The sequence below is a fragment of the Citrobacter sp. C1 genome, assembly GCF_014596895.2.
Classification (GTDB): Bacteria; Pseudomonadota; Gammaproteobacteria; order Enterobacterales; family Enterobacteriaceae; genus Citrobacter; species Citrobacter gillenii.
Genome location: NZ_CP115035.1, coordinates 968,230 through 992,224 on the forward strand (window position 1 = coordinate 968,230; position 23,995 = coordinate 992,224).

Here is a 23,995-nt window from a genome sequence, read left to right on the forward strand (position 1 = left end):
GTTATATATCATATGGTTATTAAATCTGTTTTGCCGTTAATAACTATAGCTAAAACAGGTTAGTCCATTTGGTTATTTGTTATTTCTATCCCTTCTTTAATTGTTACTATTCTCGCCGTTAACCTTATCTTCAGTTTGGGTTTTATTGCTTAAATCCGCTTTGCTTACTGGAACATGACAACGCATGACGACACAGGCCCCACTTTCCGCTTTGCTTCCGCTAAACCCGGAACAGCTGGCACGCCTTCAGGCGGCCACGACCGATCTCTCGCCCGCGCAGCTTGCGTGGGTTTCTGGCTATTTCTGGGGCGTGCTGAATCAGCAGCCGGGCGCTAATGCGGTTATTCCTGCACCTGCTGCCGAAATGCCGGGGATCACGCTCATCTCCGCCTCGCAGACCGGTAATGCGCGCCGTGTGGCGGAAGCCCTGCGTGACGATCTTATTGCCGCGAAGCTCAATGTCACCCTGATCAATGCCGGCGACTATAAATTTAAAAATATTGCCAACGAGAAATTGCTGGTCGTGGTGGCCTCGACGCAGGGAGAGGGTGAGCCGGCGGAAGAAGCGGTGGCGTTGCATAAATTCCTGTTCTCTAAAAAAGCGCCGAAACTTGAAAATACCGCCTTCGCCGTATTTGGCCTTGGCGATACCTCTTATGAGTTTTTCTGTCAGTCTGGCAAAAACTTCGACAGCAAACTGGCGGAGCTTGGCGGTGAACGCTTGTTGGATCGTGTAGATGCAGATGTTGAATATCAATCGGCAGCTGCGCAGTGGCGCGCCCGTCTGGTTGATGTGTTGAAGGCACGAGCGCCTGCTGCACCTTCTGTACAGGCCGCTGCGAGCGGTGCGATTAACGAGGTGCATACCAGTCCGTACACTAAAGAAGCGCCGCTTAGCGCGTCGCTTTCCGTGAATCAGAAAATCACCGGTCGTGACTCCGAAAAAGACGTGCGTCATATCGAAATCGATCTGGGCGATTCCGGCCTGCGCTATCAGCCCGGCGACGCCCTCGGCGTGTGGTATCAAAACGCTCCGGCGCTGGTCAAAGAGATTGTTGAACTGCTGTGGCTGAAAGGCGACGAGCCGGTCACGGTTGATGGCAAATTGCTACCGCTTACCGACGCGCTGCAGTGGCACTTCGAACTGACGGTTAACACAGCCAATATTGTAGAAAATTACGCCACCTTAACGCGCAGTGAAACGTTGCTGCCGCTGGTGGGCGATAAAGCGCAGTTGCAACACTATGCCGCCACCACGCCTATCGTCGATATGCTGCGCTTTTCTCCGGCGCAGCTGGACGCGGAAGCGTTAATCGGTCTGCTGCGTCCGTTGACCCCGCGCCTGTACTCAATAGCCTCCTCACAGGCGGAAGTCGAAAGCGAAGTACATGTGACCGTCGGTGCCGTGCGGTTTGACGTCGAAGGCCGTGCGCGTGCCGGCGGAGCCTCGAGCTTCCTCGCCGACCGCGTTGGCGAAGAAGGTGAAGTACGTGTGTTCATTGAACATAACGACAACTTCCGCCTGCCAGCCAATCCTGAAACACCGGTCATTATGATTGGGCCGGGGACGGGAATTGCACCGTTCCGCGCCTTTATGCAGCAGCGTGCTGCCGATGAAGCGACAGGTAAAAACTGGCTGTTCTTTGGCAATCCGCACTTTACCGAAGATTTTCTCTACCAGGTGGAGTGGCAGCGCTACGTCAAAGAGGGTGTACTTACCCGGATCGATCTCGCCTGGTCACGCGACCAAAAAGAAAAAGTCTACGTACAAGATAAACTGCGCCAACAAGGTGCGGAACTGTGGCGCTGGATTAATGACGGGGCGCACATTTATGTCTGCGGCGACGCCAATCGCATGGCGAAAGACGTTGAGCAGGCTTTGCTGGAAGTGATTGCCGAATTCGGTGCGATGGATACCGAAGCGGCGGATGAATTTTTAAGTGAGCTGCGCGTTGAGCGCCGTTATCAGCGAGATGTCTACTAATGAGTGAAAAACATCCAGGGCCACTGGTGGTCGAAGGTAAGCTGTCCGACGCTGAACGTATGAAGCTGGAAAGCAACTATCTGCGCGGCACCATTGCGGAAGATTTAAATGACGGCCTCACCGGCGGTTTTAAAGGTGATAACTTTCTGCTGATCCGTTTTCACGGTATGTACCAGCAGGATGACCGCGATATTCGCGCCGAGCGCGCCGAGCAGAAGCTGGAGCCACGTCATGCAATGCTGCTGCGCTGCCGTCTGCCGGGCGGGGTCATCACCACTAAACAATGGCAGGCGATCGATAAGTTTGCTCATGACAACACGATTTACGGCAGCATCCGTCTGACCAACCGTCAGACCTTTCAGTTTCACGGCATTCTGAAGAAGAACGTCAAGCCGGTGCATCAGATGCTCAACTCGGTCGGACTGGACGCGCTGGCGACCGCCAACGACATGAACCGTAACGTGTTGTGTACCTCCAACCCGTACGAGTCCGAGTTACACGCGGAAGCCTACGAGTGGGCGAAGAAAATCTCTGAACACCTGTTGCCGCGCACCCGGGCGTATGCAGAGATTTGGCTGGATCAGAAAAAAGTCGCCACCACCGATGAAGAGCCGATCCTCGGTCAAACTTATCTGCCGCGTAAGTTCAAAACGACGGTGGTTATTCCGCCGCAGAACGATATCGATCTGCATGCCAACGACATGAACTTCGTCGCGGTAGCAGAAAACGGCAAACTGGTGGGGTTCAACTTGCTGGTTGGCGGTGGGCTGTCTATTGAGCACGGTAACAAGAAAACCTACGCGCGTACCGCCAGTGAATTTGGCTATTTGCCGCTGGAGCACACGCTGGCCGTTGCGGAAGCGGTGGTGACTACCCAGCGCGACTGGGGTAATCGTACCGACCGTAAAAACGCCAAAACCAAATACACGCTGGAGCGCGTCGGCGTTGAGACCTTTAAGGCAGAAGTGGAACGCCGGGCGGGTATCAAATTTGAATCGATTCGCCCGTATGAGTTTACCGGTCGCGGCGATCGTATCGGCTGGGTGAAGGGCATCGACAAAAAATGGCACCTGACGCTGTTTATTGAGAATGGTCGTATTCTGGATTATCCGGGACGTCCGCTGAAAACCGGGTTGCTGGAGATAGCAAAGATCCACAAAGGCGAGTTCCGTATTACCGCCAACCAGAACCTGATCATTGCCGGTGTGCCGGAAAGCGAGAAGGCGAAGATCGAGAAGATTGCGCAGCAGAGCGGCTTAATGAATGCCGTGACTCCGCAGCGTGAAAACTCGATGGCCTGCGTCTCGTTCCCGACCTGTCCGCTGGCGATGGCGGAAGCAGAGCGCTTCCTGCCGACGTTTATCGACAGCATTGACGCTCTGATGGCGAAATACGCGTTGAGCGACGAAAACATTGTGCTGCGCGTGACGGGCTGCCCGAACGGTTGTGGTCGTGCCATGCTGGCAGAGGTCGGCCTGGTCGGGAAAGCGCCGGGACGTTACAACCTGCACCTGGGGGGTAACCGTATCGGGACGCGTATTCCACGGATGTTCAAAGAGAACATCACCGAGACAGAAATTCTGGCCTTGCTGGATGAACTGATTGGGCGCTGGGCAAAAGAGCGTGAAGCGGGTGAAGGCTTCGGCGATTTTACGGTGCGTGCGGGCATTATTCGCCCGGTGCTCGATCCCGCCCGGGATTTCTGGGAATAACCTGAATTGCCGGATGGCGGCATAAATGCCTTATCCGGCCTACGTAGACTGTAGGCCTGATAAGCGAAGCGCCATCAGGCAAGGCATACAGCGAGGAACTTATGTCCAGACTCGATCTAAACGGCCTGAACGCGCTACCAAAAGTTGAGCGCGTCATGGCGCTGGCGGAAACCAACAGCCAACTGGAAAAACTGAGCGCGCAGGATCGCGTGGCGTGGGCGCTGGAGAATCTACCCGGCGACTACGTGCTCTCTTCGAGCTTTGGTATTCAGGCGGCGGTTAGCCTGCACCTGGTGAATCAGATTCGCCCGGATATCCCGGTGATCCTTACCGATACCGGCTATTTGTTCCCGGAAACCTACCAGTTTATTGACGAGTTAACGGACACGCTCAAACTCAATCTGCAGGTCTACCGGGCAAAAGAGAGTGCCGCCTGGCAGGAAGCGCGCTATGGTAAACTGTGGGAACAGGGCGTTGAAGGCATTGAGAAATATAATGACATCAACAAAGTCGAGCCGATGAACCGGGCGCTGCAAGAACTCAATGCGCAAACCTGGTTTGCCGGTCTGCGTCGTGAGCAATCCGGCAGTCGTGCCCATTTGCCGGTACTGGCTATCCAGCGTGGCGTGTTCAAACTGCTGCCGATCATCGACTGGGACAACCGCACGGTGTACCAGTACCTGCAACAACACGGGCTGAAGTATCATCCGCTGTGGGAGCAAGGCTATCTGTCGGTAGGCGATACCCACACCACCCGTAAATGGGAACCGGGCATGGCGGAAGAAGAGACGCGCTTCTTCGGACTGAAGCGGGAGTGCGGATTGCACGAAGGGTAATCGGTAACAGGCCCGGTAAGCATCTGCATGCTACCGGGCAGGATACGGGTGAATTAGCCCGCCTTTGCCAGCTCTTTGACCAGTGGCAGCATAATGCGTACCACGTCGCGACTGCGGTGCTCAATACGGCCGGGTAACGCTTTATCAATATGCTGCTGGTTATCAAGTCGAACGTCGTGCCAGCTGTTGCCTGCAGGGAATGAGGCGGTTTTGGCTCGCTGCTGATAGCCGTCTTTATTACCCAGATTCCAGTTGGTGGCTTCGACGGAGAGCACGGCAATCCCCGCTTTGTCGAACACCTCCGCATCGTTACAACATCCAGTGCCTTTCGGGTAGTTCTTGTTCAGACCGGGATTAGTGCTGGCGGAGATACCGCGACTGCGTGCAATAGCCAGCGCCCGGTCGCGCGTGAGCTTACGAACCGCTTCAGGTGTTTTTTGCCCGCTGTTGAAATAGAGCTTATCGCCGACGATCAGGTTATCGAGATTAATCACCAGCAGCGTATTTTTCTTCTCTGCGGCGCTCATGCGTTTGAGTACGTTCTCTGCGCCGAGCTTGCCTTCTTCTTCTCCGCTGGTGGCGATAAAGCGGATGCCGTACTCGGTCGGGACATTCTTGAGTTTTTCTGCCAGTTCCAGCATCACGCCGAGACCCGCCGCGTTATCGTCAATCCCTTGCAGCGTTAATCCACCGAGATTGGCATCGGAGTCGGCATCGCTTTGCGGCGCGTAGGTATCAAGGTGCGCCATAATAATAATCTGCTGCGGTGCCTTACCTTCATGTGCTGCAATTACCGTGCTACCCGTTACGTTATGCCAGTTTTTATGGTTATTTTTGGCGGTATACACATAGCGGCTATTAAACGTCCGAATATCACTGCTGTATCCCATCTGCTGAAACTGCTGACGTAAATAATCGGCAGACAACATTTCTGCAGGCGAGCCCGTCACGCGGCCAGGAAAAAACGTTGCAATATGGCGGGCCTGGAAGTTGGCGATATCTCCGGGCTTCGAAGAGGTTGCCTGTGCGGGAAGGATAAAGCACACGCCGAGCGCCAGGGCAGCAGGAAAGTGGCGCAATGCGGAAAACATAGTGAGTCCTTAAATACCAAGCATAAATTTTTACCCGCTAGTATGAAACCGTGATCGGGGTAAAACAATTTCATTTGCTCCTAAATGCCCGAAATCCGGCGGCTTAAGCACTTTTTGATATTTGCTTTTCCAGATCGTTATTCCTTTGAGGAACTACTCATTCCAATTCGTAATTTCATTCGTTCTCTTGCCCTCCCTATAGTCGAGTTATCTGAGCATCGTTAGAACAATAACGGCATTACATAGGAACGGTTATGGATCAAAAACGACTTACCCACCTGCGGCAACTGGAAGCGGAAAGCATCCATATTATTCGTGAGGTGGCCGCCGGGTTTTCTAATCCGGTGATGATGTATTCCATCGGCAAAGACTCCAGCGTAATGCTGCATCTGGCGCGCAAAGCGTTTTATCCCGGCACGCTGCCGTTCCCGTTGCTACATGTGGACACCGGCTGGAAATTCAGCGAGATGTATGAATTCCGTGACCGTACAGCCAAGGCCTACGGCTGCGAGTTGTTGGTGCATAAAAACCCGGAAGGGGTGGCGATGGGGATTAACCCGTTTGTCCACGGCAGCGCCAAGCATACCGACATCATGAAAACCGAAGGGCTGAAGCAGGCGCTGAACAAATACGGCTTTGACGCCGCGTTCGGTGGTGCCCGCCGCGATGAAGAGAAATCGCGTGCCAAAGAGCGAATTTATTCCTTCCGCGATCGTTTTCATCGCTGGGACCCGAAAAACCAGCGTCCGGAACTGTGGCACAACTACAACGGGCAGATTAACAAAGGCGAAAGCATTCGCGTGTTCCCGCTTTCGAACTGGACTGAACAGGATATCTGGCAGTACATCTGGTTGGAAAATATCGACATTGTACCGCTGTACCTGGCCGCGGAACGCCCGGTGCTGGAACGTGATGGCATGCTGATGATGATCGATGACGACAGGATCGATCTGCAACCCGGTGAGGTTATCAAAAAACGCATGGTGCGTTTCCGCACGCTTGGCTGCTGGCCGCTTACCGGCGCCGTGGAGTCAAACGCGCAGACGCTGCCGGAAATTATCGAAGAAATGCTGGTCTCAACCACCAGTGAACGTCAGGGCCGCGTGATTGACCGCGACCAGGCGGGCTCCATGGAGCTGAAGAAACGTCAGGGGTATTTCTAAGGAGCCGCCATGAACACGACACTTGCACAACAAATTGCTAATGAAGGCGGCGTTGAAGCCTGGATGGTTGCCCAGCAACACAAAAGCCTGCTGCGCTTTTTAACCTGCGGCAGCGTGGATGACGGGAAAAGCTCGCTGATTGGCCGCCTGCTGCACGACACGCGCCAGATTTACGAAGATCAGCTCTCAACGCTGCATAACGACAGCAAACGTCATGGTACCCAGGGTGAGAAACTGGATCTGGCGCTGCTGGTTGACGGGTTACAGGCCGAGCGTGAGCAGGGGATCACTATCGACGTGGCCTACCGCTATTTCTCCACCGAGAAGCGCAAATTTATTATTGCCGATACGCCAGGGCACGAGCAATACACTCGGAACATGGCCACCGGTGCGTCCACATGCGATCTGGCGATCCTGCTGATTGATGCACGTAAAGGTGTGCTGGACCAGACTCGCCGCCACAGTTTTATCTCCACGCTGTTGGGGATCAAACATCTGGTGGTGGCGATCAATAAAATGGATCTGGTGAGCTTCAGCGAAGAAACATTTACCCGCATTCGCGAAGATTATCTGACCTTTGCCGAACAGTTGCCGGGCAATCTGGATATTCGTTTTGTGCCGCTTTCTGCGCTGGAAGGCGACAACGTGGCCTCCCAGAGTAAAAACATGCCATGGTATAGCGGCCCGACGCTGCTGGAGGTACTGGAAACGGTAGAGATCCAGCGTGCTGTTGAGGCCCAACCGATGCGTTTCCCGGTACAGTATGTGAATCGCCCGAACCTGGATTTTCGTGGTTATGCCGGAACTCTGGCCTCCGGTCGCGTAACGGTAGGCCAGCGAATCAAAGTGCTGCCGTCTGGCGTTGAATCAAGCGTCGCGCGGATCGTCACTTTTGACGGCGACCTCCAGGAAGCGCATGCGGGCGAAGCGATTACTCTGGTACTGAAAGATGAAATCGACATCAGCCGTGGCGACCTGTTGCTGGATGCTCGCGAAGTCTTGCCTGCGGTACAGCATGCTGCCGTTGACGTGGTATGGATGGCGGAACAACCGCTGTCGGAAGGTCAGAGCTATGACATCAAAGTCGCGGGCAAAAAGACGCGTGCCCGCGTAGATAACGTGCAGTATCAGGTCGATATCAATAACCTGACTCAGCGTGAGGTCGACGCGTTGCCGCTGAATGGTATTGGCCTGGTTAATTTGACGTTTGATGAACCGCTGGTACTGGATACCTATCAGCATAACCCAGTGACGGGCGGCCTGATTATTATTGACCGCCTGACCAACGTCACCGTGGGGGCGGGACTGATCCGCGAACCCATCGAGCAGCAACAGGCCACGACATCCCCGTTCAGCGCGTTTGAACTGGAACTGAATGCACTGGTGCGTCGTCACTTCCCGCACTGGAATGCACGCGATTTGCTGGGAGGAAAGTAATGGCGCAGCATGACGAAAACGTCGTCTGGCATGCCCATCCCGTTACGCCGCAACAGCGAGAGCAACGCCACGGTCACCGTGGTGTTGTGCTGTGGTTTACCGGGCTCTCCGGCTCGGGTAAATCGACGGTGGCAGGGGCGCTGGAAGAAGCACTATACAATCTGGGCGTCAGTACCTATCTGCTGGATGGCGACAACGTGCGCCATGGCCTGTGCAGCGATCTGGGTTTTAGCGACGCCGATCGCAAAGAGAACATCCGGCGGGTGGGGGAAGTCGCTAGCCTGATGGTGGATGCCGGGCTGGTGGTGCTGACGGCATTTATCTCCCCGCATCGCGCTGAGCGGCAAATGGTCCGCGAGCGCGTCGGCGAGGGGCGTTTTATCGAGGTGTTTGTCGATACGCCGCTGGCGACATGCGAAGCCCGCGATCCGAAAGGGCTGTATAAAAAAGCGCGAGCGGGTGAACTGCGCAATTTCACCGGAATTGACGCGGTGTATGAAGCGCCTGAATCGCCAGAGATTCACCTTGATGGTGAACAATTGGTAACAAATTTGGTTCCTCAATTATTAGACCTGCTGAGGCAGCAAGATATTATCAGATCCTGAGACATCCCCGAGCTTATCGGCTTGGTCAGTCAAGGTCACAGGATTAGCTATGCGTAACAGCCATAACATTACTATTGCAGAGTCAGACACCTTCAATGCCGACGACGAAACCATCTGGTCACTACCGGGGGCCGTGGTCGGTTTTGTGGCGTGGTTGCTGGCGCTGGGCATTCCATGTCTTATGTATGGCCCTAACACGCTGTTTTTCTTCCTCTATACCTGGCCGTTTTTCCTTGCATTGCTGCCTGTCGCGATTGTGGCGGGAATCGCCCTGCACTCGTTATTGAAGGGACGACTGTTCCTGAGCATGACGTGTACCCTGCTGACGGTGGGGCTGATGTTCGGGGCATTGTTTATGTGGCTGCTGGGCTAGGCTATATCCCTTCTCTTTATATGGCTACTGAGGCTGAAACGCGGACTGGTCATAATTCAAACCGTAACCAACAATGAGATTATGTTCTCCTTACACGGGGTATACGTAACAACGAGCAAATGTGGTACATTTGCCCGCGTTGTCGCGGTATTCCCGCCTGTAGACGGAGAGTCGTCTGCGGATGTTTTGGGATGATGATGCCGTTTTTCAGGGGGCAGGATGGGTAAACTAACGCTGCTGTTGCTGGCTTTATTGGTCTGGCTTCAGTATTCGCTGTGGTTCGGTAAGAACGGCATACATGACTATAGCCGCGTCAACGATGATGTGGCTGCGCAGCAAGCGACAAATGCGAAACTTAAAGCGCGTAACGATCAGCTGTTTGCCGAAATTGACGATCTCAATGGCGGTCAGGAAGCGATTGAAGAGCGTGCGCGCAACGAACTCAGCATGACCAAGCCGGGCGAAACCTTTTATCGTCTGGTGCCTGACGCGTCTAAACGCGCTCAGACTGCAGGGCAAAACAATCGATAAACCAGCCAAGGATTTAACATGGCAGCCACTTTATTGGACGTTTGCGCCGTGGTACCGGCTGCCGGATTTGGCCGCCGAATGCAATCGGAGTGTCCTAAGCAGTATCTCTCCATCGGCAATAAAACCATTCTTGAACACTCGGTTGCTGCGCTACTGGCGCATCCCCGGGTGACGCATGTCGTCATTGCTATCAGCCCTGGCGACAGCCGCTTTGCAGAACTTCCTCTGGCAGCGCACCCGCAAATCACCGTGGTGGATGGCGGGAATGAGCGCGCCGATTCAGTGCTGGCCGGTTTGCAGGCCACCGGAAATGCCCGCTGGGTGCTGGTGCATGATGCAGCCAGACCGTGCCTGCATCAGGACGATTTATCTCGTTTACTGGCGATAAGCGAAACCAGTCGTACAGGTGGGATCCTTGCCGCACCGGTGCGCGATACCATGAAACGCGCGGAACCGGGCAAAACTGACATTGCCCATACGGTCGAACGTACTGACTTATGGCACGCGTTGACGCCGCAGTTTTTCCCCCGCGAGTTATTACACCACTGCCTGGCCCGAGCACTCAACGAAGGCGCGACCATTACTGATGAGGCCTCGGCGCTGGAATATTGCGGCTTTCATCCACAGCTTGTCGAAGGACGCGCTGATAATATTAAAGTTACTCGTCCGGAAGATCTGGCGCTTGCGGAATTTTATCTGACCCGAAGAATCTAGACACAAAATCATTCAAGCTGCATCGAGGCGGCTACTGAGTGAATCCCCAGGAGCTTACCTAAGTAAGTGACTGGGGTGAACAAAGGCAGCCAACAAAGAGGCCGCTTGAAGGATGATGTGTATATCAGGAGAATGCATAATGCGAATTGGACACGGTTTTGATGTACACGCCTTTGGCGGCGTAGGCCCAATTATCATTGGTGGCGTGCGCATCCCGTACGAAAAGGGGCTGCTGGCGCATTCTGATGGCGACGTCGCGTTACATGCGCTGACTGATGCGCTGCTGGGCGCGGCAGCGCTGGGCGATATCGGTAAACTGTTCCCGGACACCGATCCGGCCTTTAAAGGGGCAGATAGCCGCGAATTATTACGTGAAGCCTGGCGTCGTATTCAGGCCAAAGGCTACACGCTCGGCAATGTGGATGTGACCATTATTGCGCAGGCACCGAAGATGCTGCCGCACATTCCACAAATGCGCGTGTTTATTGCCGAAGATCTTGGCTGTCATATGGATGATGTTAACGTGAAAGCGACCACCACGGAGAAACTCGGTTTTACCGGGCGTGGGGAAGGGATTGCCTGTGAAGCGGTGGCGTTACTCATAAAGGCTACAAAATGACAGAGTTTGAAAATCTGACGTATCTCCACGGTAAACCGCAGGGCCGTGGCGTATTGAAGGCGAATCCAGAAGACTTTGTGGTGGTCGAAGATTTAGGCTTTGAACCGGACGGAGAAGGCGAACACGTTCTGGTACGCATCCTGAAGAACGGCTGTAACACTCGTTTTGTCGCTGATGCACTGGCAAAGTTTTTGAAAATTCATGCCCGTGAAGTCAGCTTCGCCGGGCAGAAAGATAAGCATGCGGTCACTGAACAGTGGCTGTGCGCGCGCGTGCCGGGCAATGTCATGCCTGATTTAAGCAAATTTGAGCTTGAAGGCTGTAAAGTGCTGGAGTACGCCCGTCACAAGCGTAAGCTGCGTTTAGGTGCCCTGAAAGGTAACGGCTTTACGGTGGTGCTGCGTGAAGTCAGCGATCGCGCTGACGTTGAAGCACGTTTGCAGGCTATTCTCGAGCGCGGCGTACCGAACTATTTTGGTGCCCAACGTTTTGGCATCGCCGGCAGTAACCTGCAAGGGGCGCTGCGCTGGGCGCAAAGCGATGCACCGGTGCGCGATCGCAATAAACGCAGTTTTTGGTTGTCGGCAGCCCGTAGCGCGTTGTTTAATCAAATAGTCAATGAACGATTGAAAAAAACAGACTTTAATCAAGTTGTTGACGGCGATGCGCTACAATTGTCTGGACGCGGAAGTTGGTTTGTTGCCACTCCTGAAGAACAAGCTGAATTACAGCGTCGCGTTAATGTAAGAGAATTAATGATTACAGCGGCATTACCCGGCTGCGGTGAGTGGGGAACTCAGCGCGATGCGCTGGCGTTTGAACAGGCCGCCATTGCCGATGAAAGCGTGCTGCAGTCTTTATTATTGCGTGAGAAAGTCGACGCATCGCGTCGCGCTATGCTGCTGTACCCACAACAATTAAGCTGGAACTGGTGGGATGACGTAACCGTTGAGTTACGCTTCTGGCTACCGGCAGGTAGCTTTGCCACCAGTGTAGTAAGGGAACTTATTAACACAACGGGTGATTATGCGTATATTGCTGAGTAACGATGATGGGGTCCACGCGCCCGGTATACAAACGCTGGCGAAAGCGCTGCGTGAGTTTGCTGACGTACAGGTAGTTGCCCCGGATCGTAACCGCAGTGGCGCGTCTAACTCGCTGACGCTGGAATCTTCGCTTCGCACCTTCACCTTTGAAAACGGTGATATCGCCGTGCAAATGGGCACGCCTACCGACTGCGTCTATCTGGGCGTAAACGCGTTAATGCGTCCGCGTCCGGACATCGTAGTTTCCGGGATTAACGCTGGTCCTAATCTGGGTGACGATGTTATCTATTCTGGAACCGTTGCGGCAGCGATGGAAGGTCGGCACCTGGGCTTTCCCGCGCTGGCGGTCTCACTGGATGGTCATAAACACTACGATACCGCAGCCGCAATTACCTGCCGCATTTTACGTGCGCTGAGCCGCGAACCGCTGCGTACCGGGCGTATTCTGAATATCAACGTTCCGGACTTGCCGCTGGATCAGATTAAAGGTATTCGCGTTACCCGCTGCGGCAGTCGCCATCCGGCGGATCAGGTTATTCCACAGCAGGACCCGCGCGGTAACACGTTGTACTGGATTGGGCCGCCGGGCGAAAAATGCGATGCCGGGCCGGATACGGACTTTGCTGCCGTCGATGAAGGCTATGTTTCTGTCACGCCGCTGCATGTTGATTTAACCGCATACGGCGCGCATCAGGTTGTTTCTGATTGGTTAGACAGCGTGGGAGTCGACACGCAATGGTAAGCAGACGCGTACACACTCTTCTTGAACAATTACGTGCGCAGGGCATCAGAGATGAGCTTGTCCTTGATGCGCTCGCCGCCGTGCCGCGTGAAAAATTCATTGATGAGGCGTTTGAACATAAGGCCTGGGAAAACATCGCCCTGCCCATTGGTCAGGGGCAGACGATTTCGCAGCCTTATATGGTCGCACGTATGACCGAGTTGCTTGAGCTGACGCCACAATCGCGGGTGCTGGAAATCGGCACCGGTTCCGGTTACCAGACAGCGATTCTGGCGCATCTGGTGCAGCATGTGTGTTCTGTCGAGCGCATTAAAGGTTTGCAGTGGCAGGCGCGTCGTCGCCTGAAGCAGCTTGATTTACATAATGTTTCAACCCGTCATGGTGATGGATGGCAAGGCTGGCAGGCACGAGCGCCGTTTGACGCCATCATTGTGACAGCAGCACCGCCGGAAATCCCTACCGCGTTAATGACGCAGTTGGATGAAGGCGGCATTCTCGTCTTACCCGTGGGCGACGAGCACCAGTATTTGAAACGGGTGCGTCGTCGGGGAGGCGAATTTATTATCGATACCGTGGAGGCTGTACGCTTCGTACCCTTAGTTAAAGGGGAATTAGCGTAGATATAGGTTCTGAATACCTGGAGTTTTCCTGGATATTCTGGAATTAGTAAGCGTATCGTGGTCACGTTTTCCAGTGTCCAGCCCGATGCCTTGCACGGTGATTACGTCACTGGTTGTTAACCAAATTTTCCTGGGGGATAAATGAGCGCGGGAAGCCACAAATTTACCGTTCGCCGCATGGCGGCATTGTCACTGGTTTCGTTATGGCTGGCAGGCTGTTCTAACACCTCGAATCCGCCTGCGCCGGTCAACTCTGTTGATGGCGGTGCGCCAACGAACACCAATTCTGGCATGCTAATCACGCCTCCACCTAAAATGGGCACGACGGCGACTGCACAGCAAACGCCGCAGATCCAACCGGTGCAGCGTCCAACCACGCAGTCAACACAAATTCAGCCCGTTGCTGAACAGCCAGTGCAGACGGAAAACGGACGCATTGTGTACAACCGTAAGTATGGGAACATTCCGAAAGGGAGCTATACCGGCGGCAGCACCTATACAGTTAAGAAAGGTGACACACTTTTCTATATTGCCTGGATAACCGGGAACGATTTCCGTGACCTCGCACAACGCAATAACGTTCCGGCCCCGTATGGCCTGAATGTGGGACAAACTCTGCAAGTGGGCAACGCATCGGGTGCGCCGATTACCGGCGGCAATGCCATCACCCAGGCGGATGCAGCACAGCAAGGAGTTGTGACCAACCCTGCACAAAATTCCACCGTCGCTGTTGCTTCGAAACCAACAATTACGTATTCTGAGGATTCAGGTGAACAAAGTGCTAACAAAATGTTGCCGAACAACAAGCCTGCTGGGACAGTTGTCACAGCGCCAGTAACGGCACCAGCAGTTAGCGCAACCGAATCGACTGCAAGCTCAACGTCTACCAGTGCGCCAATCTCCACCTGGCGTTGGCCGACTGACGGTAAAGTGATTGAAAACTTTGCGGCTACCGAAGGTGGCAATAAAGGGATCGACATTGCAGGCAGTAAGGGACAGGCTATTGTCGCGACCGCAGATGGACGCGTCGTATATGCCGGTAACGCACTGCGCGGTTACGGTAATCTTATTATCATCAAACACAACGATGATTACCTGAGTGCCTACGCCCATAACGATACAATGCTGGTTCGGGAGCAACAAGAAATCAAGGCGGGGCAGAAAATAGCTACCATGGGTAGCACCGGAACCAGTTCTACACGCTTGCATTTTGAAATTCGTTACAAGGGGAAATCCGTAAACCCGCTGCGCTATTTACCGCAGCGATAATTCGGCGGAACCAGGCTTTCACTTGCTTGTTCCGTTTAGGGATCACGGGTAGGAGCCACCTTTATGAGTCAGAATACGCTGAAAGTTCATGATTTAAATGAAGACGCGGAATTTGATGAGAACGGAGTAGAGGCTTTTGATGAAAAAGCCTTGAGTGAAGAGGAACCCAGTGATAACGACCTGGCTGAAGAGGAGCTGTTATCGCAAGGGGCCACACAGCGTGTGTTGGACGCGACTCAGCTTTACCTTGGTGAGATTGGTTATTCGCCACTGTTAACAGCCGAAGAAGAAGTGTATTTCGCGCGTCGCGCATTGCGTGGAGATGTAGCCTCTCGCCGTCGCATGATTGAAAGTAACCTGCGTCTGGTGGTTAAAATTGCCCGTCGTTATGGCAATCGTGGTCTGGCATTGCTGGATCTGATTGAAGAGGGCAATCTGGGGCTTATCCGTGCCGTCGAGAAGTTTGACCCGGAGCGCGGGTTCCGCTTCTCAACATACGCAACCTGGTGGATCCGCCAGACGATCGAACGGGCGATTATGAACCAAACCCGTACGATCCGACTGCCGATCCATATAGTAAAAGAGCTGAACGTCTATCTGCGTACCGCGCGTGAGTTGTCGCATAAACTGGACCACGAACCGAGCGCAGAAGAGATTGCTGAACAACTGGATAAACCGGTTGATGACGTCAGCCGTATGCTCCGACTCAACGAGCGCATTACCTCGGTAGACACCCCGCTGGGTGGCGATTCCGAAAAAGCGTTGCTGGATATTCTGGCCGACGAAAAGGAAAATGGTCCGGAAGACACCACGCAAGACGATGATATGAAACAGAGCATCGTCAAATGGCTGTTCGAACTGAACGCCAAACAGCGTGAAGTGCTGGCACGTCGTTTCGGTCTGCTGGGGTATGAAGCTGCGACACTGGAAGATGTGGGCCGTGAAATTGGTCTCACTCGTGAACGTGTTCGTCAGATTCAGGTTGAAGGTCTGCGTCGTCTGCGTGAAATCCTGCAGACACAGGGACTGAATATCGAAGCGCTGTTCCGCGAGTAAGCACAGTTCTATCAAGAAAGGCCAGTCTCAGTGAGGCTGGCCTTTTTCTTGGTTTATTGCCATCCGGCAGAATTACCCCATCATCTTGCGTACCAGTTGCGTGAACTGTTCACGCTCTTCCTCGCTCAACCTGCCCAGAAACTCATCATCAACGCTATCGCCCAGCGGCGCTGCGCTTGCCAGTAGTGCCTCACCTTGCTCAGTCAAATAGACAAACCGACGACGCTTATCCGCCGGGAAGTGTTCACGCCTGACCAGCTCACGCTTTTCCATACGGCTCAGCAGCTCGGCAAGCGTGGCCTTGGTGCAGACCGCGGCTTCGGTGAGAGCAACCTGTTCAATGCCGGGATGCTCGGCAATAGCGCGCATCACTGCGTACTGCGGCTTGGTGAGCTCCGGTAATTCGTGCTGCCAGCGTGACGTATGCTGCTGGAAAAGCTGACGTAACAGGTGAAAGGCTTTATTTCGTAACGGCATAGGGACTCCGGGATCGCGGTCGGCTTCTATCATAGCGGGTAATGCGCCATTTTTTAACGATCGTTTCTTTAGCTATCTGTGCGAGTCACCCTTGCCTGAAATGTATCGAGAGCGTATTTTAGCTAAAATGTTCGTACACGAACAAATATTGAGGGGCTGAATGAGACTGATCGTAGGGATGACCGGTGCAACGGGAGCACCGCTTGGTGTGTCGCTGCTACAGGCGCTGCGGGAAATGCCGGAGGTGGAAACACATCTGGTGCTGTCGAAGTGGGCGAAAACCACCATTGAACTGGAAACGCCTTATAGCGTCCGCGAGGTGTCTGCGCTGGCGGATTATTGCCACAACCCGGCGGACCAGGCGGCGACGATCTCTTCCGGCTCATTTCACACCAACGGCATGATTATTATCCCCTGCAGCATGAAAACGCTGGCCGGAATTCGCGCAGGCTATGCCGAAGGGCTGGTGGGCCGTGCTGCCGACGTGGTGCTGAAGGAAGGGCGCAAACTGGTGCTGGTGCCGCGTGAAATGCCGCTGAGTACCCTCCATCTGGAGAATATGCTCGCACTTTCCCGCATGGGCGTCGCGATGGTGCCGCCGATGCCCGCGTTTTATAACCATCCCCAAACGATCGACGACATCACGCAGCACATTGTGGCGCGCGTACTCGATCAGTTTGGTCTGGAACATCCGAACGCCCGTCGCTGGCAGGGTTTACGACCGGCGCAGAATTTTTCACAGGAGAATGAATAATGGCATTTGATGATTTGCGCGGTTTCTTGCAGGCGCTGGACGACCAGGGGCAATTGCTGAAAATCAGCGAAGAGGTGAACGCTGAGCCGGATCTGGCCGCGGCCGCTAATGCGACCGGGCGTATCGGCGACGGCGCACCGGCGCTGTGGTTTGACAATATTCGTGGCTTTACCGACGCCCGTGTGGCGATGAACACCATCGGCTCATGGCAAAACCACGCCATTTCGATGGGGCTGCCGATCAATACGCCGGTCAGAAAACAGATTGATGAGTTTATCCGACGCTGGGATAAATTTCCGATTGCCCCGGAGCGCCGTGCGAACCCGGCATGGGCTGAGAATACTGTCGACGGCGAAGACATTAATCTGTTCGACATTCTGCCGTTGTTTCGTTTGAACGACGGCGACGGGGGCTTCTATCTCGACAAAGCCTGCGTGGTGTCGCGCGATCCGCTGGATCCGGATAACTTCGGCAAGCAAAACGTCGGCATCTACCGCATGGAAGTGAAGGGCAAACGTAAGCTTGGCCTACAGCCGGTTCCGATGCACGACATCGCGCTGCATCTGCATAAAGCCGAAGAACGCGGTGAAGATCTGCCGATTGCCATCACCCTGGGTAACGATCCGATCATTACCCTAATGGGCGCTACGCCGCTGAAGTACGATCAGTCTGAATATGAGATGGCGGGTGCGCTGCGTGAAAGCCCATACCCGATCGCCACCGCGCCGCTCACCGGTTTTGACGTGCCGTGGGGTTCTGAGGTGATCCTCGAAGGTGTTATCGAAAGCCGCAAACGTGAAATCGAAGGCCCGTTTGGTGAGTTTACCGGTCACTATTCCGGGGGGCGCAATATGACGGTGGTGCGTATTGATAAAGTCTCTTATCGCACCAAACCGATTTTTGAATCGCTGTATTTGGGTATGCCGTGGACCGAAATCGACTACCTGATGGGGCCTGCGACCTGTGTGCCGTTGTATCAGCAACTGAAAGCGGAATTCCCGGAGGTACAGGCGGTGAATGCCATGTACACCCACGGTCTGCTGGCGATTATCTCGACTAAAAAACGCTATGGCGGCTTTGCCCGCGCGGTCGGCCTGCGGGCGATGACCACGCCGCACGGTCTGGGCTACGTGAAGATGGTGATTATGGTGGATGAGGACGTTGACCCGTTCAACCTGCCGCAGGTGATGTGGGCGCTGTCGTCGAAGGTCAACCCGGCAGGCGATCTGGTGCAGTTACCGAACATGTCGGTGCTGGAGTTGGATCCGGGTTCCAGCCCGGCAGGGATTACCGATAAGCTGATCATTGATGCCACTACCCCGGTTGCACCGGATAACCGTGGTCACTACAGCCAGCCGGTATGCGATTTACCGGAAACCAAAGCCTGGGCTGAAAAGCTGACCGCCATGCTGGCTAACCGTAAATAAGGAGTAGCAGATGATTTGTCCACGTTGTGCTGATGAACATATTGAAGTGATGGCAACCTCGCCGGTGAAAGGCGTCTGGACGGTATACCAGTGCCAGCACTGCCTTTACACCTGGCGTGATACCGAGCCGCTACGCCGTACCAGTCGCGAACATTACCCGCAGGCGTTTCGCATGACGCAAAAAGATATCGATGACGCGCCAATGGTGCCGAGCATCCCGCCGCTGCTGGTGGAAGGTAAGCGCTAATCAAAATCCCGGGCGTGGCTTTGCCATGCCCGGCTTGCATATAGCGGTATTTTGTAGGCCCGATGAGCGCAGCGACATCGGGCACAACGAGTGTTACACCAGGCTTTTCAACCGATAAATCCATTCCAGCGCCTGACGCGGCGTCAGGGAATCCGGGTCGAGATTTTCCAGCGCTTCTACAGCGGGAGATGTTTCTTCCGGTGCTGAAAGTAACGACATTTGCGTCCCGTCTACCTGGGTCGCGGCGGCATTTGGCGTAATGCTTTCCAGTTCGCGCAGTTTTTGCCGCGCACGTTTGATGACGTCTTTCGGCACACCGGCCAGCGCAGCGACGGCCAGACCATAGCTTTTGCTTGCCGCACCATCCTGCACACTATGCATAAAGGCAATCGTATCGCCGTGCTCTAATGCGTCCAAATGCACATTGGCAACGCCTTCCATCTTCTCTGCTAACTGAGTCAGTTCAAAGTAGTGGGTTGCGAAAAGCGTCAATGCCTTGATTTTATTGGCAAGATTTTCTGCGCACGCCCATGCCAGCGACAGACCGTCATAGGTGGAGGTGCCGCGCCCAATCTCATCCATCAACACCAGGCTGTTCTCGGTGGCGTTATGCAAAATATTGGCGGTTTCGGTCATCTCAACCATAAAGGTCGAACGACCGGACGCCAGGTCATCCGCTGCGCCCACGCGGGTAAAGATGCGATCGATCGGACCTATCTCAACCTTTTGTGCCGGAACATAGCTGCCGATGTAGGCCAGCAGGGCGATCAGTGCGGTCTGGCGCATATAGGTACTTTTACCGCCCATATTCGGCCCGGTGATGATCAACATCCGGCGCTGAGGTGAAAGATTCAGCGGGTTGGCAATAAACGGTTCGGTCAGCACCTGTTCAACCACCGGATGACGGCCTTCGGTAATACGAATGCCGGGTTTGTCGGTGAAGGTCGGGCAGGTGTAATTCAGGGTATAAGCCCGTTCTGCCAGATTGACCAGCACGTCGAGCTCGGCCAGCGCACTGGCGCTCTGCTGTAAATCCGCCAGGTGTGGTAACAGCATGTCGAAGATTTCGTCGTACAGCTGTTTTTCCAGCGCCAACGCTTTACCCTTCGAGGTCAGGACTTTGTCTTCGTACTCTTTGAGTTCAGGAATGATGTAGCGTTCGGCATTTTTTAGCGTCTGGCGGCGCACGTAGTTAATGGGCGCCAGATGGCTTTGACCGCGGCTGATCTGAATGTAGTAACCGTGTACACCGTTAAATCCAACCTTAAGCGTGTCCAGCCCGGTGCGTTCACGTTCGCGGATCTCCAGTCGGTCAAGATAGTCGGTCGCGCCATCGGCCAGCGCCCGCCACTCGTCCAGTTCATCGTTATAGCCTGGCGCAATGACGCCACCGTCGCGTACCAGTACCGGCGGGGCTTCAACGACGGCGCGTTCCAGCAGTTCACGCAGTTCGCTGAACTCGCCCATTTTCTCGCGCAGCATCTGTACCGGCGCGCTGTCGACACCTTCCAGCTGTGCACGCAGTTCAGGTAATTGCTGAAAGGCGTGGCGCATACGGGCCAGATCGCGTGGACGCGCGGTACGCAGTGCCAGGCGAGCCAGAATACGCTCCAGATCGCCGACCTGACGCAGAACCGGCTGTAATTCGCTGGTGACATCCTGCAGGGCGCCGATCGTCTGCTGACGTTCGGTGAGGATTTTGGTGTCGCGAACCGGCATATGCAGCCAGCGCTTAAGCATACGGCTGCCCATCGGGGTGACGGTGCAGTCGAACACCGAGGCCAGCGTATTTTCGATACCGCCGGCCAGATTCTGGGTAATCTCCAGATTCCGGCGCGTGGCGGCATCCATAATGATGCTGTCCTGCTGGCGCTCCATGGTGATGGAACGAATATGCGGCAGCGAGGTGCGCTGGGTATCTTTCGCATATTGCAGCAGACAGCCTGCGGCACATAAGCCGCGCGGTGCGTTTTCGACACCAAAGCCAATCAGGTCCCGCGTGCCAAACTGTAAGTTAAGCTGCTGGCGGGCGGTATCAATTTCAAATTCCCACAGCGGACGGCGACGCAGTCCGCGACGGCCTTCGATCAGCGAGGTCTCGGCGAAATCTTCGGCATACAGCAGTTCTGCCGGGTTAGTGCGCTGTAATTCTGCCGCCATGGTCTCACGGTCGGCTGGTTCACTGACGCGAAAGCGCCCGGAGCTGATGTCTAGCGTGGCATAGCCGTAGCCTTTGCTGTCCTGCCAGATGGCGGCCAGCAGGTTGTCCTGACGCTCCTGCAACAACGCTTCATCGCTGATGGTACCGGGCGTGACGATGCGGACAACTTTGCGCTCAACCGGACCTTTGCTGGTGGCAGGGTCGCCAATTTGTTCGCAAATGGCAACCGACTCCCCCTGATTCACCAGTTTTGCGAGGTAGTTTTCTACCGCGTGGTGGGGAATGCCCGCCATCGGGATCGGTTCGCCCGCGGATGCGCCGCGCTTGGTCAGCGAGATATCCAACAGCTGCGACGCACGTTTGGCATCGTCATAAAACAGTTCGTAAAAGTCGCCCATGCGGTAAAACAGCAGGATCTCCGGGTGCTGAGCCTTCAGCTTAAGATACTGCTGCATCATGGGGGTGTGGTTGGTGAAGTCCGTATCAAGTGACTCTTTCATATTGATTATGCTCGTTTTTTAATATTTTTAGGTACTCGGGCAGTCTCATGTGAACCCCCTGTAGACTCACACAAACCCATAAATTTCACTATCGAAAGCAGCCTGAAGGGCTGCAACGGCAAGCCTCAGTTCAGCCACAATAGAGTATCTTATCACCGACTACCCCAGACATTCACCCGTCACTTTGGCGCAAAAATACGGTGTCACTATTCACTCTCGGGCAAGTCATAATTCTGACAGTACAGGTAGGGGATGCCTTCTTTAGTGATCAGGTAGGTTTCTTTATTCAGAGAGAAAAGATCGACATTAGAGACGCTGGTATTGGTCAGGAAGAAATCGGGCAGGAGTTGCTGGATGATACTGACAGGGGCGGTTTCACGATTTGATATATGGATGTTCTGCGATACCCATACCGGGCTTGAGCCATAGCTGGAGTGGGTAAACAACACCATGCGTTGCACGGTTTGCTCGCTGTTGTTTGCATCTTTGATGATGCCATCAATATTCACAATACCTTTACTGTCCCCACTTTTGATATCGATGATCCCGCGAAACGAGGCCGTATCGCGTACGATCTCGATCGTAGCGCGACAGGCTAGATTATGTAGATGGCTATGATTTTTACCCTGCTGCCAAAAACTCACAATACTGATAACCACAAGACAAAGCAGCAGGATAATACCTGTTTGTGTTCTGATTTTGGGCGCGCGGGAAGGTAAGTTCATTAGCTATCGTACCGTGGGTAATAGACCGACTGACAGGTATTCTTCTTCTGCTCTCCGTTTATAGGGGAGCGACACTGGATCACTGACAGTTTTTTGGACTCAGGATACGTCGTTATATAGATAAATTTATTGTCCTGGCACAACCCTGGGTTCTTATCGATAAAAGCAGTGTGTCGGGAGAAATCGCTGGCATCGTTATTAAAATAATACTCACAGTTTGAGTGGGTATTTTGGGTGGCAATATAACCGGAAAAATAATTATCACGGGTGTTCCACGGATACAGTATCAGACCGCAGACGATAATAGTCAGTAAGACCAGTACAGATTCTGTCCTGGTTACCCGTGTTTTATGTGCGGTATTATCTGAAAACTCAGTGAGGTCGGTATTGGGCGGCCAATCTTCTTCTATTGCCGCAGGGCAATTCTCCGGCGTGTCAATTTCCTCAATGCTAAATGTGTCCTGGATGATCAGCCCTTTACGGGTAATGGTTGTGATAAAGGATGCTTCCAGTTCTAACTGAAGTAAACTTTTACGCAGCGAGAGAATACTCTGATAAAAAGCATTGAAGCTTGCCTGACGATGGTTTTCACCCCAGCCAAATTCCAGTAGTTCGTTTTGCGAAACCACTTTTCCGTGATTTTGGATGAGTAATAAAAGACATAATGATGCTGAGTGCTTGAGCTTTATCTGTAACTCGGGTTGATCCACTCTCGCCAGGCATTGAGTCGCTGGTGTAAAGATGATTTTTCTTTCAATCAGATAACTGATGTTACCAGTCTCAGACATGATGTCTCTACTCTTGATGATGCTTTCATTGGTGGGGCGGCATTAAAAACATCCCGGCCATCAGGACCACCAATGTCTGTCAGATTCTGCAGCCAGAACCGCGAAATGTTGCAATTTAGTATCATAGCACAACAACAGTAATGGTTTGTTAATGAAAATAAAACATATAGGAATCAGATAATTGTATCTTTCTGGCTATTGCGAAAAGAACAGAAAGAAGAAATAATGATGACAAAGGCGATAAGCATTAATTCTCTTTGGACTGCGCAATATACTGTTCGGCATCACCACGCGAGAACACGGTTCACACCGAAAACGCGCCAAAGCACCTGGGAATGCGGGTGGTGAAACCATGATGGTTGCGATGTTTGTCGTACCTGTAGTGCGTAGCATCCGGATTAACATAAAAATATAAACGGAAATAAATGTCAGCATGTTATTAAGCTGGCATTTATTTTTGTTTCTGTTTTTTTGTCAGGCATAAATTTGTAGCAGAGATATCCATGTTCCAGAATGAAATAGAGAAGTCGGTAGTACTTATTGGTGATGAAATTAAGAAATCAGATAACGCCTGGCTCTCCTTACGGAAAAAACGCCAGCGTATTGACCTGAAGGTCGATGGACATATCTTATTTCTGGAGAAAGGGACGGTCTCTGTTTATCGTGTAGAAAATGACCTGGTCACGGTCAGTATTTCAGCACCCGCTATTCTCGGGCTACCGCAAATGCGCACCGAAGTGGCAGGACATTATTTACGCTGTGACACCGATTGTGAAATGTGGGCAATGAGCGTGCAGAATGCCGATCTCCTGTTCACCGCTAAAAATTTATGGAAGCAGGCGTTTGATATCTTAACGCACCATCTGCAACGCTATTTTCAGCGCGAGACCCTGCAATCGCACCGTACTATTCGCGAGCTGATTATTGAGCATGTGAAGTATATTTGGGCGATGGCACCTGAGGTGCGCGAAAAAACGTCGGTGTATACCTTTATTCTGGCGCGTAACCATATCTCGCGCAGTGCCATCCACAAGGTATTACAGGAACTGGTTAGCGACGGAAAAATTAGCCTGAATCGCGGAAAGCTCACTTCTTATATCCCATCATAACCGCGTACG

At 53.5% G+C, this 23,995-nt stretch carries 24 protein-coding genes; 19 read left to right on the plus strand and 5 right to left on the minus strand.

Annotated features, from left to right (window positions below; genetic code table 11):
* Positions 1-184 precede the first annotated feature (184 nt).
* From cysJ to cysH, 3 genes are all read left to right on the plus strand, one after another.
* Entirely contained in the window at positions 185-1,984 is a 1,800-nt protein-coding gene (gene cysJ, locus IB214_RS04585) for an NADPH-dependent assimilatory sulfite reductase flavoprotein subunit (protein ID WP_117343145.1), read from the plus strand.
* A complete protein-coding gene (gene cysI / locus IB214_RS04590) occupies positions 1,984-3,696 on the plus strand; it encodes an assimilatory sulfite reductase (NADPH) hemoprotein subunit (RefSeq protein ID WP_115257607.1) in 1,713 nt (570 codons plus the stop codon). Before cysJ ends, cysI begins: the two co-directional genes overlap by 1 nt.
* A gap of 101 nt (positions 3,697-3,797) precedes the next feature.
* Entirely contained in the window at positions 3,798-4,532 is a 735-nt protein-coding gene (cysH, locus tag IB214_RS04595) for a phosphoadenosine phosphosulfate reductase (protein WP_117343146.1), read from the plus strand.
* Between the two features lie 53 nt (positions 4,533-4,585).
* Here cysH and IB214_RS04600 read toward each other — a convergent pair whose 3' ends face one another.
* A complete protein-coding gene (locus tag IB214_RS04600) occupies positions 4,586-5,623 on the minus strand; it encodes an aminopeptidase (RefSeq protein WP_096755914.1) in 1,038 nt (345 codons plus the stop codon).
* Positions 5,624-5,877: 254 nt separating this feature from the next.
* Here IB214_RS04600 and cysD point away from each other — a divergent pair, with 254 nt between their 5' ends.
* The 12 genes from cysD (at position 5,878) to rpoS (ending at position 15,798) form a co-directional block, all read left to right on the plus strand.
* On the plus strand, positions 5,878-6,786 hold the full coding sequence (gene cysD, locus IB214_RS04605) for a sulfate adenylyltransferase subunit CysD (protein WP_117343147.1): 909 nt from the start codon (positions 5,878-5,880) through the stop codon (positions 6,784-6,786).
* Positions 6,787-6,795: 9 nt separating this feature from the next.
* Positions 6,796-8,223, plus strand: a complete 1,428-nt coding sequence (cysN, locus tag IB214_RS04610) for a sulfate adenylyltransferase subunit CysN (protein WP_117343148.1) — start codon at positions 6,796-6,798, stop codon at positions 8,221-8,223.
* Complete coding sequence (gene cysC / locus IB214_RS04615; protein ID WP_115257610.1) at positions 8,223-8,828, plus strand: adenylyl-sulfate kinase; 606 nt, start codon at positions 8,223-8,225, stop codon at positions 8,826-8,828. Before cysN ends, cysC begins: the two co-directional genes overlap by 1 nt.
* A 49-nt stretch (positions 8,829-8,877) precedes the next feature.
* Positions 8,878-9,201 (plus strand): DUF3561 family protein, encoded by a 324-nt coding sequence (locus IB214_RS04620; protein ID WP_117343149.1) that lies wholly within the window; start codon positions 8,878-8,880, stop codon positions 9,199-9,201.
* A 219-nt stretch (positions 9,202-9,420) separates the two neighbouring features.
* Positions 9,421-9,732 (plus strand): cell division protein FtsB, encoded by a 312-nt coding sequence (gene ftsB / locus IB214_RS04625; protein ID WP_003034163.1) that lies wholly within the window; start codon positions 9,421-9,423, stop codon positions 9,730-9,732.
* Positions 9,733-9,750: 18 nt separating this feature from the next.
* Positions 9,751-10,446, plus strand: a complete 696-nt coding sequence (gene ispD, locus IB214_RS04630; protein ID WP_096755919.1) for a 2-C-methyl-D-erythritol 4-phosphate cytidylyltransferase — start codon at positions 9,751-9,753, stop codon at positions 10,444-10,446.
* Positions 10,447-10,585: 139 nt separating this feature from the next.
* A complete protein-coding gene (ispF, locus tag IB214_RS04635) occupies positions 10,586-11,065 on the plus strand; it encodes a 2-C-methyl-D-erythritol 2,4-cyclodiphosphate synthase (RefSeq protein ID WP_003034167.1) in 480 nt (159 codons plus the stop codon).
* Positions 11,062-12,111: a tRNA pseudouridine(13) synthase TruD gene (gene truD / locus IB214_RS04640; protein WP_117343150.1), complete on the plus strand. Its 1,050-nt coding sequence runs from the start codon at positions 11,062-11,064 to the stop codon at positions 12,109-12,111. Before ispF ends, truD begins: the two co-directional genes overlap by 4 nt.
* Positions 12,092-12,853: a 5'/3'-nucleotidase SurE gene (gene surE, locus IB214_RS04645; RefSeq protein WP_096755922.1), complete on the plus strand. Its 762-nt coding sequence runs from the start codon at positions 12,092-12,094 to the stop codon at positions 12,851-12,853. The genes truD and surE overlap by 20 nt, the downstream gene beginning before the upstream one ends.
* Positions 12,847-13,473 carry a protein-L-isoaspartate O-methyltransferase gene (gene pcm, locus IB214_RS04650; protein WP_096755923.1) on the plus strand — a complete coding sequence of 209 codons (627 nt, stop codon included), beginning with the start codon at positions 12,847-12,849 and terminating at the stop codon, positions 13,471-13,473. Before surE ends, pcm begins: the two co-directional genes overlap by 7 nt.
* Positions 13,474-13,659: 186 nt before the next feature.
* Positions 13,660-14,742 carry a murein hydrolase activator NlpD gene (gene nlpD / locus IB214_RS04655; RefSeq protein ID WP_310471111.1) on the plus strand — a complete coding sequence of 361 codons (1,083 nt, stop codon included), beginning with the start codon at positions 13,660-13,662 and terminating at the stop codon, positions 14,740-14,742.
* 63 nt (positions 14,743-14,805) lie between these two features.
* The gene (gene rpoS / locus IB214_RS04660) at positions 14,806-15,798 is read left to right on the plus strand and encodes an RNA polymerase sigma factor RpoS (RefSeq protein ID WP_000081498.1); all 993 of its coding nucleotides are present in this window, start codon (positions 14,806-14,808) and stop codon (positions 15,796-15,798) included.
* Between the two features lie 72 nt (positions 15,799-15,870).
* Here rpoS and IB214_RS04665 read toward each other — a convergent pair whose 3' ends face one another.
* Positions 15,871-16,275 (minus strand): MarR family transcriptional regulator, encoded by a 405-nt coding sequence (locus IB214_RS04665; protein ID WP_117343152.1) that lies wholly within the window; start codon positions 16,273-16,275, stop codon positions 15,871-15,873.
* Positions 16,276-16,435: 160 nt separating this feature from the next.
* Between IB214_RS04665 and IB214_RS04670 the strand changes: the two genes are divergently transcribed.
* Genes IB214_RS04670 through IB214_RS04680 form a run of 3 tightly spaced genes read left to right on the plus strand, consistent with a single transcriptional unit; the run spans position 16,436 to position 18,703 of the window.
* Positions 16,436-17,029, plus strand: coding sequence for a non-oxidative hydroxyarylic acid decarboxylases subunit B (locus IB214_RS04670; RefSeq protein ID WP_117343153.1), 594 nt, complete (start codon positions 16,436-16,438; stop codon positions 17,027-17,029).
* Positions 17,029-18,456: a non-oxidative hydroxyarylic acid decarboxylases subunit C gene (locus IB214_RS04675; RefSeq protein WP_117343154.1), complete on the plus strand. Its 1,428-nt coding sequence runs from the start codon at positions 17,029-17,031 to the stop codon at positions 18,454-18,456. The genes IB214_RS04670 and IB214_RS04675 overlap by 1 nt, the downstream gene beginning before the upstream one ends.
* Before the next feature lie 10 nt (positions 18,457-18,466).
* Complete coding sequence (locus IB214_RS04680) at positions 18,467-18,703, plus strand: non-oxidative hydroxyarylic acid decarboxylases subunit D (RefSeq protein ID WP_117343155.1); 237 nt, start codon at positions 18,467-18,469, stop codon at positions 18,701-18,703.
* A gap of 93 nt (positions 18,704-18,796) precedes the next feature.
* Here IB214_RS04680 and mutS read toward each other — a convergent pair whose 3' ends face one another.
* The 3 genes from mutS to IB214_RS04695 all read right to left on the minus strand — a co-directional run bounded on the left by mutS (position 18,797) and on the right by IB214_RS04695 (position 22,877).
* Entirely contained in the window at positions 18,797-21,364 is a 2,568-nt protein-coding gene (gene mutS / locus IB214_RS04685; RefSeq protein ID WP_117343156.1) for a DNA mismatch repair protein MutS, read from the minus strand.
* A gap of 206 nt (positions 21,365-21,570) precedes the next feature.
* A complete protein-coding gene (locus IB214_RS04690; RefSeq protein WP_117343157.1) occupies positions 21,571-22,089 on the minus strand; it encodes a hypothetical protein in 519 nt (172 codons plus the stop codon).
* Positions 22,089-22,877, minus strand: a complete 789-nt coding sequence (locus IB214_RS04695) for a winged helix-turn-helix domain-containing protein (protein ID WP_117343158.1) — start codon at positions 22,875-22,877, stop codon at positions 22,089-22,091. Before IB214_RS04695 ends, IB214_RS04690 begins: the two co-directional genes overlap by 1 nt.
* A gap of 503 nt (positions 22,878-23,380) precedes the next feature.
* On the opposite strand from IB214_RS04695, the gene IB214_RS04700 reads away from it, so the two are divergent.
* Positions 23,381-23,986, plus strand: coding sequence for a helix-turn-helix domain-containing protein (locus tag IB214_RS04700; RefSeq protein WP_096755932.1), 606 nt, complete (start codon positions 23,381-23,383; stop codon positions 23,984-23,986).
* Positions 23,987-23,995: the final 9 nt, after the last annotated feature.